Source organism: Nonomuraea zeae, from assembly GCF_005889725.1.
In the GTDB taxonomy this organism is placed as follows: domain Bacteria; phylum Actinomycetota; class Actinomycetes; order Streptosporangiales; family Streptosporangiaceae; genus Nonomuraea; species Nonomuraea zeae.
In genome coordinates, this window is the sequence record NZ_VCKX01000127.1 from 1 (window position 1) to 14,076 (window position 14,076).

The 14,076-nt window shown below is 70.8% G+C and carries 14 protein-coding genes; 9 read left to right on the top strand and 5 right to left on the bottom strand.

Annotated elements, in window-relative coordinates:
* The 3 genes from ETD85_RS64865 to ETD85_RS33470 form a co-directional block, all read right to left on the bottom strand.
* Positions 1 to 198: hypothetical protein (locus ETD85_RS64865; protein WP_206058883.1), on the bottom strand; the 198-nt coding region annotated here is incomplete at its 3' end.
* Between the two features lie 473 nt (positions 199 to 671).
* Positions 672 to 1,025 carry a hypothetical protein gene (locus ETD85_RS33465; RefSeq protein ID WP_138693813.1) on the bottom strand — a complete coding sequence of 118 codons (354 nt, stop codon included), beginning with the start codon at positions 1,023 to 1,025 and terminating at the stop codon, positions 672 to 674.
* A 179-nt stretch (positions 1,026 to 1,204) separates the two neighbouring features.
* Positions 1,205 to 1,399, bottom strand: coding sequence for a hypothetical protein (locus tag ETD85_RS33470; RefSeq protein WP_138693814.1), 195 nt, complete (start codon positions 1,397 to 1,399; stop codon positions 1,205 to 1,207).
* A gap of 886 nt (positions 1,400 to 2,285) precedes the next feature.
* Between ETD85_RS33470 and ETD85_RS33480 the strand changes: the two genes are divergently transcribed.
* The 9 genes from ETD85_RS33480 to ETD85_RS33520 all read left to right on the top strand — a co-directional run bounded on the left by ETD85_RS33480 (position 2,286) and on the right by ETD85_RS33520 (position 12,696).
* Entirely contained in the window at positions 2,286 to 3,350 is a 1,065-nt protein-coding gene (locus ETD85_RS33480) for an alpha/beta fold hydrolase (RefSeq protein ID WP_240779602.1), read from the top strand.
* A gap of 44 nt (positions 3,351 to 3,394) precedes the next feature.
* Positions 3,395 to 4,576, top strand: coding sequence for an adenylyltransferase/sulfurtransferase MoeZ (moeZ, locus tag ETD85_RS33485; protein WP_138693815.1), 1,182 nt, complete (start codon positions 3,395 to 3,397; stop codon positions 4,574 to 4,576).
* A 134-nt stretch (positions 4,577 to 4,710) separates the two neighbouring features.
* Positions 4,711 to 5,427: a hypothetical protein gene (locus ETD85_RS33490; protein ID WP_240779603.1), complete on the top strand. Its 717-nt coding sequence runs from the start codon at positions 4,711 to 4,713 to the stop codon at positions 5,425 to 5,427.
* 101 nt (positions 5,428 to 5,528) lie between these two features.
* Complete coding sequence (locus ETD85_RS33495) at positions 5,529 to 6,725, top strand: S8 family serine peptidase (protein WP_138693816.1); 1,197 nt, start codon at positions 5,529 to 5,531, stop codon at positions 6,723 to 6,725.
* Between the two features lie 284 nt (positions 6,726 to 7,009).
* Positions 7,010 to 7,810 carry a hypothetical protein gene (locus ETD85_RS33500; protein WP_138693817.1) on the top strand — a complete coding sequence of 267 codons (801 nt, stop codon included), beginning with the start codon at positions 7,010 to 7,012 and terminating at the stop codon, positions 7,808 to 7,810.
* Complete coding sequence (locus tag ETD85_RS33505) at positions 7,804 to 8,955, top strand: S8 family serine peptidase (protein WP_138693818.1); 1,152 nt, start codon at positions 7,804 to 7,806, stop codon at positions 8,953 to 8,955. The genes ETD85_RS33500 and ETD85_RS33505 overlap by 7 nt, the downstream gene beginning before the upstream one ends.
* Positions 8,956 to 9,054: 99 nt before the next feature.
* Positions 9,055 to 9,414 (top strand): hypothetical protein, encoded by a 360-nt coding sequence (locus ETD85_RS33510; RefSeq protein ID WP_138693819.1) that lies wholly within the window; start codon positions 9,055 to 9,057, stop codon positions 9,412 to 9,414.
* Entirely contained in the window at positions 9,411 to 9,701 is a 291-nt protein-coding gene (locus ETD85_RS33515; protein ID WP_379507961.1) for an MGMT family protein, read from the top strand. Before ETD85_RS33510 ends, ETD85_RS33515 begins: the two co-directional genes overlap by 4 nt.
* A 247-nt stretch (positions 9,702 to 9,948) precedes the next feature.
* Entirely contained in the window at positions 9,949 to 12,696 is a 2,748-nt protein-coding gene (locus tag ETD85_RS33520; protein ID WP_138693821.1) for a CDP-glycerol glycerophosphotransferase family protein, read from the top strand.
* A 62-nt stretch (positions 12,697 to 12,758) separates the two neighbouring features.
* Here ETD85_RS33520 and ETD85_RS33525 read toward each other — a convergent pair whose 3' ends face one another.
* Together ETD85_RS33525 and ETD85_RS33530 are read right to left on the bottom strand one after the other, a co-directional pair.
* The gene (locus ETD85_RS33525; RefSeq protein WP_138693822.1) at positions 12,759 to 13,331 is read right to left on the bottom strand and encodes an NUDIX hydrolase; all 573 of its coding nucleotides are present in this window, start codon (positions 13,329 to 13,331) and stop codon (positions 12,759 to 12,761) included.
* A gap of 73 nt (positions 13,332 to 13,404) precedes the next feature.
* A complete protein-coding gene (locus tag ETD85_RS33530; protein WP_206058885.1) occupies positions 13,405 to 14,067 on the bottom strand; it encodes a class I SAM-dependent methyltransferase in 663 nt (220 codons plus the stop codon).
* Between the last annotated feature and the right edge of the window lie 9 nt (positions 14,068 to 14,076).

Genomic DNA, 14,076 nt, shown 5'->3' on the forward strand with positions numbered 1-14,076 from the left:
GCCCCGACCCCAGCCCCAGCCGCCGCCACCGCAACGGCGCCAGGACCAGCAGCCGTTACCCGTGAGGACGGAGGTGCTGGTGCTGACCGCAGCCGCACCCGCACTGGCCGCGGTGGTGGCGGCACCCGCGCTCACCACGCCGCCGGTCAGCGCCGTGCTGATGGCGAGGCCTGCGATAACACTCTTGAGCTTGGGCATTGCGTTTTCCCCCTAAAGGATCGATTGCCCCGTTCCCCGCGCCTCCCCGAGACGGCCGGCTGCATTAGCCGGTGTGCCGGGGAAACGCTGCGGACGATCGTCTCCAATCCCCCGCATCCTGCATATATCCGGCCGAAAAACCAACAAACCGGAATTGCCAGTTTTTGCCCGACACCAGGCCCGCCCATGACAATCACCCGGCCCGCCATCACATATAAGCCCGCGCGGCACCGCATATGAGCCCGCGGCGGAGTATGGCCGGAAAACGCAGTGAGGGCCCCGCCGGACTAAGCCGGCGAGGCCCTCACCAGAAGATGCCGTGATACGAGGAGAAATGAACCTCAGGTCGAACCGCGCCCAGAAACGCGGACCGCTCCCGAGAGCCCGCCATGCACCAGCCGAAATCCACTCTCCAGCGAACGACGACCGCCCATGAAAGTACGAGCACTCATTCCTGCGCCATCAGTAGACGGCTACCACTGCGTGTTGTTAGTGGTGGGACGACGGTCGTGGTGGTCGTGGTCGTTGTTGTCGTTCCGGTTGTCGTTGCGGATCACGATGCAGATGTGGCCGCTACGGTTGTGACGACGACCCCAGCCACCGCCCCAACCCCAGCCGCCGCCACCGTGGTTACGGTTGCCGCAGCGGTGGTGACGACGGTTGTGGTGGTGACCCCCCCAGCCCCAGTCGTCCGACATGAGGATGGACGGACCGTTGACCGGGGTGGCGGCGCTGGCCGCGGTCGTGGCCGCGCCCGCGCTGACCACACCGCCGGTCAGCGCGGTGCTGATGGCGAGGCCTGCGATAACACTCTTGAGCTTGGGCATTGCGTTTTCCCCCTAAGGATCGATTGCCCCGTTCTCGACGTTTCCGGGTACCTGAAAACAGGTCTTGGACGGCTGCTGAAGAGTCATCCAATGAAAGTCATTTCCGGGGCTGCGGGCGAGCAAACAGGAATCACCCTATTTTGCTGTACATTAACATTCTTATTGCTCGCATTAAACATCTATCGAATGAAATGGCATGATATGTCCGATTGTTCCGCGATGGCGGAGCGGAAGCAGGCGGCGGTGAACGCACCGACGTGCGGGCTTTCCTTGATGGGGTCGGCCGGATGCGCGCGAGCAGTGCTGCCCTCGCCTGTGTCCCACTCGTGAACGCGAAATTCGGCGGACATATAAATTGCCGCCACGCCGGACATTCTCGCTCCTGCCGAAATGGCGTCGCAGTCCGGCGTAATGGTGAATCACCGGGCATGCTGACGCCCACCGGCATGGCCGGCGAGATCTGTCATTTGACGCGGCGGCGGCCATCATTCTCCAGGGGCGGCATGGTGCCGTCCCTGGAGATGTCCTCCGCTTCGCGCGGTGCTCGGCGGTCGTCTCGGGCTTGTCCCGCCACTAACGGGGAGTACCTTTGACGTCACGCTGAGTACTGCTGATCTGATGGTTTCCCGCCTTGACGGCCATAAACGGCAAACGTCGGCTTTTGCCGCACCGTTGGCCTGTCATGAGATCGATTAGACATCTATGCAGCGAAATATGCCGATATGCCCGAATAGCCGGGCGGCGACGGGGAGCCCGGACCGGAGGCCGCGAACCCGCCGGCAGCCCGCGGCCCAGAAGGGGCGATCAGCGCCTGCCGACCTTCTTCAGATAGTGGCCGAAGGCGAACCCCCTCCGGCCGATGTGCGTCCCGTGGGCCCGGCGCCACTGGCCGAACTTCTTGCAACTGCCCCGCGTACGGTCCCCGGGATAGAGCTTGTCCCCGATCCGCCCCCGGGCACGGCCCGGATGTTGAGCCGGGTCCGCACGTGTGCGACCCGATACCCGCAGCCCGGCCGGTCGAGGACGGCGACGGCGCTCGCCGGGCTCGCGGCGCCCGTCACGACGAGCCCTCCTCCGGCGACGGCCGCCACCACGAGCGCGGCGGCGATGCGGCTGAAGCGCATGACGTTCCCCCTGTCCGTACGTCGGGACATATTCGCCCTGATGTCCTGAAAAATCGGGGTAAAAACCGGTCTGTACGGAATACGGACCCCGCCTAGGCGCGATGGTTATCGTGGAAAGAACGACGAGGAGGAAAGCATGGCTGTGGAGCCGATCCCGCACTGGCCGGGACGCATGATCGGCTCGGTGTACGTCCGATCGACGCGTCCGATCCCAGGCGAGAGCCCAGCGGACGGCCCCGGTAACAAGCCCGGGGACGGCCTCGGTGACGGGCCCGGAGACGGCCCCGGAGAGAGGCTCGGAGAGAGGCTCGGAGACGGGCTGGGAGGCGGGCCCGGAGACGCGCCCGGAGGCAGCCGGTCGGACCTCGGAGCCGGCACCCGCGAGCAGGCCGTCTTCGTGCACGGGCTGGCCGGCTCGGCGACCAACTGGACCGACCTCATGGACGAGCTCAAGGACACGGTCGACGGCCACGCGCCCGACCTGCCGGGAGCGGGCTTCTCGCCCGCGCCCGCCGACGGCGACTACACCGTCGCGGGCCACGCGAGAGCCGTGACGGAGCTGATGGAACGGACGGGCCCGGCCCACCTGTTCGGCAACTCGCTCGGCGGCGCGATCGCCGTCAGGGTCGCCGCCACCCGCCCCGACCTGGTCCGCTCGCTCACGCTCATCTCGCCCGCACTGCCCGACCTGCTCCCCAGGTACGGCCCCGCCCGCGTGGCCGCCGCCGCTCTGCCCAGGCTGGGGGAGTGGGTGGCGAGCAAGATGCGCCTGCTCCCCGCCGAGCAGCGCATCAACGCCTCTTTCGCCATGGTCTGGGCCAACGCGAACGCCGTGCACCCGATCCGCCTGCGCGACGCGATCGAGGAGCTCCGCAGGCGGGACGACCTGCCGTACGCGGGTGAGGCCATGATCGGCTCGGCCCGCGGCATCGTGGCCGAGTACTTCCGGCGCGGCGAGGACAACCTGTGGAGCCAGGCGGCCAAGATCCAGGTGCCGGCCCTGATCGTGCACGGCAAGCACGACCGCCTGGTGCGACCGGCCATGGCGGCGAAGGCGTACCGTACGTTCAGGCAGGTCAGGCTCGTGCTGCTGCCGACGGCGGGGCACGTCGCGATGATGGAGACGCCGCAGGTCGTGGCGGCCGAGGCACGCCGTCTGATCGGTGAGACTCGATTGGGGAATGCCCCACTCGCCAGCTAGGTTTCAAGGTGAGATAAGACCCCCTGTAAACGGGAGCGTAGAAAGTGTCGTTGCCACCGCTGGTCGAGCCGGCCGCAGAGCTGACCGTCGACGAAGTGCGCCGCTACTCGCGCCATCTGATCATTCCCGATGTGGGCATGGCGGGGCAGAAGCGGCTGAAGAACGCCAAGGTGCTGTGTGTGGGCGCCGGGGGCCTGGGCTCGCCCGCGCTGATGTACCTCGCGGCGGCGGGCGTCGGCACCCTCGGCATCATCGACTTCGACGTGGTCGATGAGTCCAACCTGCAGCGCCAGATCATCCACGGCCAGTCCGACGTGGGCCGGCTGAAGGCCGAGAGCGCCGCGGCGTCGGTCCGCGAGATCAACCCGCTGGTCGAGGTCGTGATTCACAACACGGCTCTGACCACGGAAAACGTCATGGAGATCTTCTCCGGCTACGACCTCATCGTCGACGGCACCGACAACTTCGCCACGCGTTACATGGTGAACGACGCCGCGGTGCTGCTCGGCAAGCCGTACGTCTGGGGCTCGATCTACCGTTTCGACGGGCAGGCGAGCGTGTTCTGGGCCGAGCACGGCCCCTGCTACCGCTGCCTCTACCCGGAGCCCCCGCCTCCCGGCATGGTGCCGTCGTGCGCCGAGGGCGGCGTGCTCGGCGTGCTGTGCGCGTCGATCGGCTCCATCCAGGTCAACGAGGCAATCAAGCTGCTGACCGGCATCGGCGACCCGCTGGTCGGGCGGCTGATGATCTATGACGCCCTGGAGATGAAGTACCGCGACGTCAAGGTCCGCAAGGACCCCGAGTGCGTGCTGTGCGGCAAGAACCCGTCGGTCACCGAGCTGCTCGAGGACTACGAGGCGTTCTGCGGCGCGGTCTCCGAGGAGGCCGCGGAGGCCGCCAGCGGCTCCACGATCACCGCGCTGGAGCTCAAGGCCATGCAGGACAACGGCGAGAGCATCTTCCTCGTCGACGTCCGCGAGCCCAACGAGTACGAGATCGTCTCCATCCCCGGCGCCACGCTGATCCCCAAGGGCGAGTTCCTCAACGGCTCGGCCCTGGAGAAGCTGCCGCAGGACAAGAAGATCGTGCTCCACTGCAAGTCGGGCGCGCGCTCGGCCGAGGCGCTCGCGGTCGTCAAGAGCGCCGGGTTCGCCGACGCCGTGCACGTGGGCGGTGGCGTGCTGAGCTGGGTCAAGACCGTGGACCCGAGTCTGCCCAGTTACTGATGGTTTTCGGGGATGTCCCCTGGACATCCCCGTTCCTGATGGAAAATTTGCGACATGGACTGCCGCTACGGTGTTGCTGAGGACGACAGCGGGGGTGGTCTGGTGAGCGATTTCACCGTCAGGAGGTCCGAGCAGTGAGCTCCGCCCGCCCTTGGCCCACGCTCGTGGTGGCCTCCGCGCTGACCTTGATCTGCGCGGTGGCCGCCGGAGTGGCGGGCAGCGCGGCGGGCACCGAGCTGACCCGCGGCCCGAGCACGGCCGAGCTGCACGCGGCGGCCCAGCGCGAGGTGGCCGAGCGCTGGCGCAGCTGGCCCACGGGCCGTATCTTCCCCGCCACATTGCCGTACTCCGCCGAGCAGGGCGGCCAGGAACGTGCCAGCAGGATCGGCATCTCGCCGCGCACCGGGTGCGACCCCGTGGACGCCAAGGCGGCCAAGGCCCTGCGCAAGGCGGGCTGCAAGGGCGTGCTGCGGGCCACCTACATCGACGCGCTCCGGGGCGTGCTGGTCACGATCGGCGTGGTGGCGCTGCGTGACGAGCTGGGCGCCGTCCGCGCCAGGTCGGCCTTCGCCGACACCGGGAAGCCGGTGCCCGGGCTGTATCCGCTGGCCTTCCGCGGCACGGTGTCCGACCGGTTCACGCCGTCCGTACGCCAGGCGGGCTCGGTCCGGCAGGCGGGCCCGTACCTGGTGCTGACCACGGCCGGGCAGGTGGACGGGCGGCCCGCGGACACCTCGGGCGAGCAGCGGCCGGCCATCTTCGCCTTCGCCACCGAGATGTCCGAGCGCGTGCTGTCCGAGCTGAGCACCCCCAAGATGCCCGACTGCGCGGCCGAGGAGTGGCAGTGCTGAGGCCCTGGCCGCATGCCGGGGGAGTCGCGAGGCCCCGGCCGGGCGCCGGGGGAGTCGCGAGGCCCCAGCCGCGTGGCGCGCGTGGCCAGGGGGCGGCGGCGGTGCTGAGACGGGGCGCGGCGGTCGCGCTGGCCGGGACGCTGCTGCTGCTCGGCGTCGCGCCGGCCTGGGCCGACGACGTGCGCGGCGGCCAGCGGCCGGTGATCAGGACCCTGGCGCTGACCCAGGCGTGGCGGGTCAGCCAGGGCGCGGGCGTGACGGTGGCCGTGCTCGACTCCGGCGTCGATCCCCGCCACCGCGACCTCGCCGGGTCGGTGCGCGTGGGCAAGGACTTCACCGATGGCGCCAACCCGCCGGGGGTCGCCCCGCGCCGGCTGCACGGCACGTACATGGCCTCGCTGATCGCCGGGCACGGCCACGGCCGCGAGGGAAGACTCGGGATCATCGGCGTGGCGCCAGAAGCGGACGTACTGTCAGTAAGGGTCATCCTTGAGGACGAGGAGCCGGGTTTCAGGGAGTTCAACTCGGCCGAACGCTTCGAGAACGTGGTGGCCCGGGGCATTCGCTACGCCGTCGACGAGGGGGCGGACGTGATCAACATGTCGATCTCCAAGGAGCTGGCGACCAGGGAGGAGCGGGCGGCCATCCGCTACGCCATCTCCAAGGGCGTCGTCCTGGTCGCCGCCGCGGGCAACGACGGCGACAGGAAGATCGACGGGGATTTCGCCCCCTACTCCTACCCGGCCGCGTTCCCCGGAGTCGTCTCGGTCGGGGCGACGGACCGGCGGCTGCGGCGGGCCACGTTCTCCAACTGGAACTCCTCCGTGACGGTCGCCGCGCCCGGCGTCGACATCATGGGCGCGGGCCCCGGCGACGAATACTGGGTCGGCAGGGGCACGTCGCAGGCGACCGCGCTGGTGTCCGGCGTGGCCGCCCTCATTAAAGCCAAATATCCGCGCATGTCACCGCCTGTCGTCGCGCAGGCACTGACCGCCAGCGCCACCGACCGCCCGCCCGGCGGCTACGACACCGCCACCGGCTTCGGCGTCGTGAACGCCGCCAAGGCCCTGACCGAGGCCGGTCGGCTGGCGACGCACACCGAGACCGCCGCCGGCGCCCAGGCCCAGGACCCCGCCAGGGCCGTACGTGCCGAACCGGCCCCGATCAAGATCATCCGTAGGGACGAGGAGCGCGTCACCGTCTACGCGGCGATCGCCGCCGCAGCGGCCGTCGGCGCCCTCGCGTCCCTGGCCGTCATATTCGTCCTGGTCAGGCGCGTACGCAGGGCGCACAGCTGACAAGACGCATGATCTGTCAACTTAGGGGGACGAAATAGACACGATGCGATTGCGAAGGAGCGCCGTCGGCTGGAGGATGAGCGGCCAGAGCGCAGCTCCCAGAGCGACGGGGGATGACAGCGGCATCCGGGCGACCGAGGCGCCTCACGAGGTGAGGCGATGAAGCACGGAACGAGGCGGTGGTGAGGGCACGTAGGTCGACCTCAGGGCTACCGCGCGCCGGGGGAGAAGCCGCACAGGGACGGGGAAACCCGCTCGGCGCCTCCGCCGGCCGCCGGTCACGCGTGCGTGCCTGGCCGGCGGCCGATTCCCGGCGGCGCACGGCCGCCAAGGAGCGGGCCGAGCTGGAGGAGCTCCGGCAGGGGATCCGCTATCGCCGCGTGTTCGTGGTGCTGCTGGGTGTCATCGTGGCCGTGTCGGCCGTGATCGTGCTGCTCGGCACGGTCGGGCTGCTGGCCGAGACGCGCTCGCGCCCGCTGACCCCCTCCGAGCAGAACCAGTACAAGCAGGAGGAGATCGCCCGGCGCTGGCAGGCGTGGCCGGCCACCGGAGTCTTCCCCGAAGAGGTGAAATACCTCGGGCTCGACCGGGCCCAGCAGTACGCCAGGCGCGTCGGCATCGCCCCCGAGACCGAGTGCGCCAAGGGCGTGGACGCCTCCGTGGCCGGCGTGCTGGAGAGCCACGGCTGCGTCACCATGCTGCGGGCCACCTACGTCGACCAGACGGCCTCGTTCGTCTTCACCGTCGGCGTCGCCGTGCTGAAGGACGAGGAGTCCAGGGTCTCCGCGACCGAGGAGCTCAGCCAGGACGACCGCGTCGGCGTGCTGCCCGTGGCCTTCCCCGGCACGGTCACCGAACGCTTCGGCGTCGAGCAGCGCCAGCGCACCGGCTGGGTGGGCGCGGGCCCGTACATCGTCTTCTCCACGGCGGGTTACACCGACGGGCGGACCAGGGCCGCCATCCCGCCGGAAGAGATCCTGCACAGCGAGCTGTGGCCCGCGGCCAAGTCGATCGGCAACCAGATCGCCTACTTCCTGGCGGACCCGCCCAAGGTGCCGCCCTGCACCCAGGGGAACGTGTGCTGACCGCCGTACGCACGCTCGCCGCCGCCCTGCTGCTCCTGGCAGGACCCAACGCCGACCCCGTACGGGACCAGCAGCAGTGGGTGCTCGACGCGCTCAACGTCGAGCAGGCGTGGACCGTCACCAAGGGCGGGGGCGTCACCGTCGCCGTCGTGGACAGCGCCGTGGACCTCCAGGTCAAAGAGCTGCGGGGCCGCGTCAGCGCGGGCCCCGACATGACCTCCGGCGCGATCACCCGCGAGATGCCGCCCGGCAGGCACGGCACCGCCATGGCCGGCCTGATCGCCGGCTCCGGAGAGGGCGACGGCTTCATCGGCATCGCCCCCGAGTCCCGCATCCTGTCGCTGCCCCTGGCCGTGGACGACGAGCCCGTGGCCGGCGTCCCGCCGATCGAGGACGATCAGTCCTCATCCGAGAGCCCGCTGGCCCGCGCCCTGCGCTACGCCACCAACCACGGCGCCCAGGTCGTCAGCATGTCGATCGGCTCCTACGGCCCGCTCCGGTCCGAGCGCGAGGCCGTCTCCTACGCGCTCGGCAAGGGCGTCGTCCTGGTCGCCGCCGTGGGCAACGACGGCCAGACCACCTACGCCAAGGAGAACGGCACCTCCTACTGGAGCTTCCCCGCCGGCTATCCGGGGGTCATCGGCGTGGCGGCCACCGACAAGCAGGGCAAGCGGGCCACGTTCAGCAGCGACAACCTGTCGGTGCTCGTCGCCGCGCCAGGCGTGGACGTGCCCGTGGTCAAGCGCAAGAGCGGCTACGAGCTGTCGGAGGGCACCAGCTCGGCCGCCGCGCTGGTGGCGGGCGTGGCCGCGCTGCTCAAGGCGCGCTACCCCAGCCTGCCGCCCGAGCAGGTCGCCCAGGCCCTCGCGTCGAGCGCCAGGGGCAGGCCCGCCGCGGGCTACGACGACCAGACCGGCTACGGCGTCGTCGACGCCGCCGCCGCGCTCAACGCCGCGGAGCGGCTGACCGGCGAGCAGCGCAGCATCGTGCCCGGGGTGGACCACTTCGGCAAGGGCGAGGACTCGCCGGTGCCGACCCGGCCGGGGCCCGACCCGTGGCGGCTGTGGCTGTACGGGGGCGGGCTGCTGGTGGCGCTGGTCACGTTCTGCGGCGCGATCGTCGTGCTCAACCAGCGCAAGGAGTGAGCGCCGCCGATCCGGCGCGGCCCCGGGCTCAGGGGGCCCGTACCGGTGTGGACCGCTCCGATCGTCGGACGGTGTAAAGATCCGCTATGGTCCCGCGTCATGGGATACGAGCTGCGGGTGGTGCGCGAGTCGCCACTCGCCTTCGCGGAGCTCGCGAAGGCCATCGCGCCGGCCGGTTTCGAGCTGCGCGGATCTGACGAGATCGTGGCCCGCCACTGGGGCGCCGCCCACGTGGTGGCCCGCTGGCAGGGCCAGCTGGCCGGCGAGCCCGGCTCCGATTGGCAGGTGGCCCAGCTCCTGCGGCTGTCGGCCGTGCTCGGAGCCCGGCTCGTGGGAGAGGACGGCGAGCTCTACGCCCTGCGCGACGGCATCATGGAGGTCGTGAGCGGCGGCGGCGTGATGGAGCTGGGCAAGTTCGACGAGATCATCGAGGCGGGCCCGGCGGCATGGAGCCCATGAACCCCTTCGCCGAGCGGGTGCTCGACCTGGTCGAGCGCATCCCGCCCGGGAAGGTCATGGCCTATGGCGACATCGCCGAATACCTGGGCGAGGGCGGCCCCCGCCAGGTCGGCAAGGTGATGTCGACGTGGGGCGGCGGCGTGCCGTGGTGGCGCGTCGTACACGCCGACGGCAGCGGCGCCGCCCCCGACCACCTGCGACGATGCCTGGCCCACTGGCGGGACGAGGGCACCCCGCTGCGTGGCGAGCGGGTGAACATGCGCCTGGCCCGATGGGACGGACGTTGAGCGCCGATCCGGATAAGCGTTCAGCGGATTTTCAGTAAGTGCCCTGACCTGGGCTTTCCTCGAACGGGCGAATCCGTGACATGTGACTCCCATTACCATGGGCAGAACACTTGATGGCGGCCCGAAAGGCGGTGCCACCCCTATGGCAACCGGCGTCACAGCCCGAAGCCAGGGCGGCGAGTCGCTCGCCGACCGCCTGAAGGCTGTCCAGGATCTTTGCGATCGTGGCGAGCCGCTCGAAGCGGTCATGCGAGCGGTCGGCCCCGGCGGCCGCGACGCGGCGTTCGACACCGAGGTGCTCAGCGGCCCGCTCGGGGCGCGGATCGAGCTGGCGGTCAAACGCGGCGCGGCGCGGCGGCGCGAGATGCTCGACCTCGTCCGCCCTTATCTCGCGGCCGTGGACGCCGGCGTCAAGCGTGACCTGCCGGTCGCCCGCCGCGTCATCTGCCATCTGATCGAGCACCGCCCCGACGCCGAGCTCGTCGAGGGCGAGACGCTGGCCACGGTCGTGACGGCCGCGGCCGAGCCGTCCAAGCGCATCCGCAAGGGCCTGCGCTGGTACGCCGACCTGCCCCTGCGCGACGAGCTGCCACCCGACCTCTACCGGCTGCGGCGGGCCGACCTGGTGCCGGTCACCCACATCGACGACATCGTCTGGGTCAACGGCAGGCTGCGCGTCACCGGCTTCGCCTACCTGGCGGGGCTGTCGGTCCGCAGCCGCAGGTTCAACTGGGCGACCGTGGTGCTGCGCGGGCCGCGCTGGCTGCCGCCCATCCGCATGCGCACGCGCCGGGTCCTCGCGCCCGAGGCCACCCACGGGGCCCGCGAGCCGGGCTGCAACTACGACTGGTCCGGCTTCTCCGCCGAGCTGAGCCCGTGGCCGCTGCGCTGGCGCGGCGCCGTGCGCGGCGTGGTGTCCGGGGTGCGCCGGCGGATGCGTCACCGCCCCACGGTGCCCGACACCACGACATGGCGGGCCGAGATCGTCTTCTGGAGCCGGGGCGCGCGGGCCACGGGCCTGCTGCGCGGCTCCTCGGCCGGCCGCCCGGAGCGTCCCGCCGGGCGCAAGCTCAAGCCGGGCTGGTGGGCCAGGCCGGTCTGGACCTCCGACCGGGCGCTGCAGGTCGTGCTCCAGCCCAACAGGGCCGAGCTGACGGGCGTGTCCGTGGCGGGCGAGCGGCTCGAGCTCAAGATCTTCCTGCCCGGCCGCACGGTCACCAAGGGGCACGCGCGGCTCGGCGGCCACCGCATCGCCGCCGACTTCACGCCCGCGGGCGACGGCACGGAGGTGCTGGTCGGCCTGGCCGTGCCCGCCCTGCTGCAGGAGAAGGACGGGCGGCGGCTCTGGGTCGAGCCCAAGGGCGACCCGGCGGCCTCCGTCATGCTCGCCGACCTGGTGGAGACGCGCACGCCCGTGGGCGACCGCGAGATCACCGTGCTCGGCGACCGCCGCGACCGCGTGGTCGTCTCCGCCCACCGCATCCGCCCGGTGATCACCTCCGCGGTCTGGGAGGGCTCCGCGCTGCTGCTGCGCGGCCACTACCCCGACGCGCCCGGTCCCCGCACGCTCACGCTGCGGCACCGCTCAGGGCTGTCCTACCTGCTGCCGATGGAGCGCTCCGGCGAGGAGTTCTCCGTACGCGTCGAGCCCGCGTCCATGGACCGCTTCGGCGAGTCCGTGCCGCTGGCGTCCGGCACCTGGAACATGTCGATCAGGCATCCATCCGGCGAGATCGTCCCGCTGCGCATGGACCACGCCGCCCTGCCCGACCTGGACGAGGAGCCGCGCACGTTCGACGGCCGCTCGTTCCAGATGATCTCCACGCGCTTCGACGTGCCGGTGGTGACGGTCGAGGAGGGCCGGCCGGCCGACGAGCGGGGCGTCGCGGGCACCCACGTCCTGCGCCGCGTCTTCTACCCGGCCCAGCGCACGGAGCCCCTGACCGACGCGACCGTCTACGTCGTCAACGACGGCCGCCTCTACGCCGACAGCGTCCGCGCCATCTACGAGGAGCGGCTGCGGCGCGGCGACGACCGCGAGCACATCTGGATCGTCAAGGACGGTGCGTTCGTGCCGCCCGGCGGCGCGCGTGTGGTCCGCGCGGGCAGCCGCGAGCACCACGCCGCCCTGGCCAGGTCCCGCCACATCATCACCAACGCGTTCCTGCCTGCCTGGTTCCGGGCTCGCGAGGACCAGGTGGTGGTGCAGACGTGGCACGGCACCCCGGCCAAGCGCATCGGCAACGACCAGTCCCACATGGCCCGCGACCCCCGGCCGCCGATCTGGCACCGGCAGGCGGCCGAGGTGCGCGGCTGGGATCTGCTGCTGTCGCAGTCGCCGTGGGCGACGCCGGTGCTGCGCAAGGCGTTCGGCTACAAGGGCGAGATCCTGGAGAGCGGCCTGCCCCGCAACGACGTGCTCAACTCGCCCGACCGCGACGCGCTCGCGGCGGCGATCAGGGAGCGACTCGGGCTGGTGGACGGCAAGCGGGTGGTGCTCTACGCGCCGACGTGGCGTGACTACGACCGCAAGAACGCCATGGTCAAGCTCGACCTCGCCAAGGCCCGCGAGGCGCTGGGCGCCGACCACGAGATCCTCGTACGCGCCCACCCGATGCAGGCCATGCCCGCCGTCCCCGACATCGCCCGCGACGTCACCACCTACCCCGACATGGCCGACCTGCTGCTGGTGGCCGACGTCCTGGTGACGGACTACTCGTCGGCCATGTTCGACTTCGCCGCGACCGGCAAGCCGATCGTGTTCTACGGCTATGACCTGGCGAAATACTCCTCGAAGCGAGGGCTCTACCTCGATCTGCGGGAGCTGGCGCCCGGTCCCGTGCTGTCGACGTCGGCTGAGGTGGTGGAGGCGCTGAGGTCGATCGACGAGGTGGCGGCCGCGCACGCGGACCGCTATGAGGCCTTCCGTGCCACCTTCGCCCCCCGCGACGACGGCAAGGCGACCGCCCGCGTGGTCGATCACCTGTTCTCCTGACCCGGGCGCGCAGCCCTGGCCGGTCACCTGGTCAGGGTGCGCCCGGGGTGTGCCCGCACCCGTCAGGGCGTGCCGGGGTGTGCCCGCGCGGCCGGTGCGGCGCCGCCGGGCGGGCTTTCGAGCAGCAGGTAGAGCAGGCAGGAGATGGTGGTGCCGCAGACGATCTCGCCGCTCTCGACGAGCTTGCGGATGCCGTTCGTCGGCACCCACTCCACCCGCTCCGCCTCCCACGGGTCGGAGGGCGGCCCGATGTGGGTGGCCGTGTCGGCCCGGTAGATGTGGTGCGTGCTGTCGGAGAACCCGTTGGTCGGCTGGAGGCACAGCATGGGCCGCAGGGGGCCGGGACGCCAGCCGGTCTCCTCCTCGACCTCGCGCGCCGCCGCCACCAGGGGCTGCTCGCCCTCGTCTATCCCGCCGAGCGGGATCTCCCAGCCCCAGCTGTCGGTGATGAAGCGATGCCGCCAGATCAGCAGCACCCGCTCCTTGCCGTCGGTGACGACGGCCCCGGCGCCCGGCGCGGTGCGCACGAGCCGGTGGTCGAGGCGGCGCCCGTCGGGCAGCTCGACGTCCGCGACCCGGATGTCCAGCCATGGGTCGGCGAAGAGGGATCTCTCGGAGTGGACCTGCCAGCGCATGCCATCGCCCCCTGGCGTAGTGTTGACACTACGTTACAAGGGCGAACGCTCCGTGTGTGCGCGATCGGGCCAGTCACTTCCGCAGTTCGACGTCGAGCGCGAGGGGTGTCTCCTGGATGTCGAAGGTGCGGAAGCGGGTGTGGCCGATGAGCGCCGCGAATTCGCTCTTGAGATAGGCCCGCCGCGGGAGCACCGAGCGCAGGACGTACCTGGTGAACATCTTGCTCAGCCCGCGGAGCCGCATCTCGTCCACGTCCCTGTCGACCGCCTCCTTCGACACGTCCTTGCGCAGGTCGTTGATGAGGGCGCGGCCGCCGGGTCGCAGCACCCTGTGCATCTCCTGGAGCGCGCCGACCGGGTCGGAGAAGTTCTTGAACGCGGCGCAGCAGATGACGAAGTCGAAGCTCTCGTCGTCGAACGGCATCGCGGAGGCGTTCCCGAGGCGGAAGTCCACCTCGACGCCGGCCTCGGCCGCCTTGCCTCTGGCGATCCGGACGAAGGTCTCGCTGATGTCCAGCGCCGTGACCGTGTAGTCGCCGGTCCCCGCGAGGGCGATGGACAGGTAGCCCGGCCCCGGGGCCACCTCTAAGATCGCGCTCCCCGCCCCGGTGAGCCGCCTGACCTGGGCGAGCTGCGCCTCGAACCTGGTGGTGTCCTTGGCGGTGCTGACGGCGTACCAGCGGGCGATCGTGCCTTCCATGCCGATGCCCTTGTAGCCCTTGCCGGTCTTCGCCATGACTCGTCT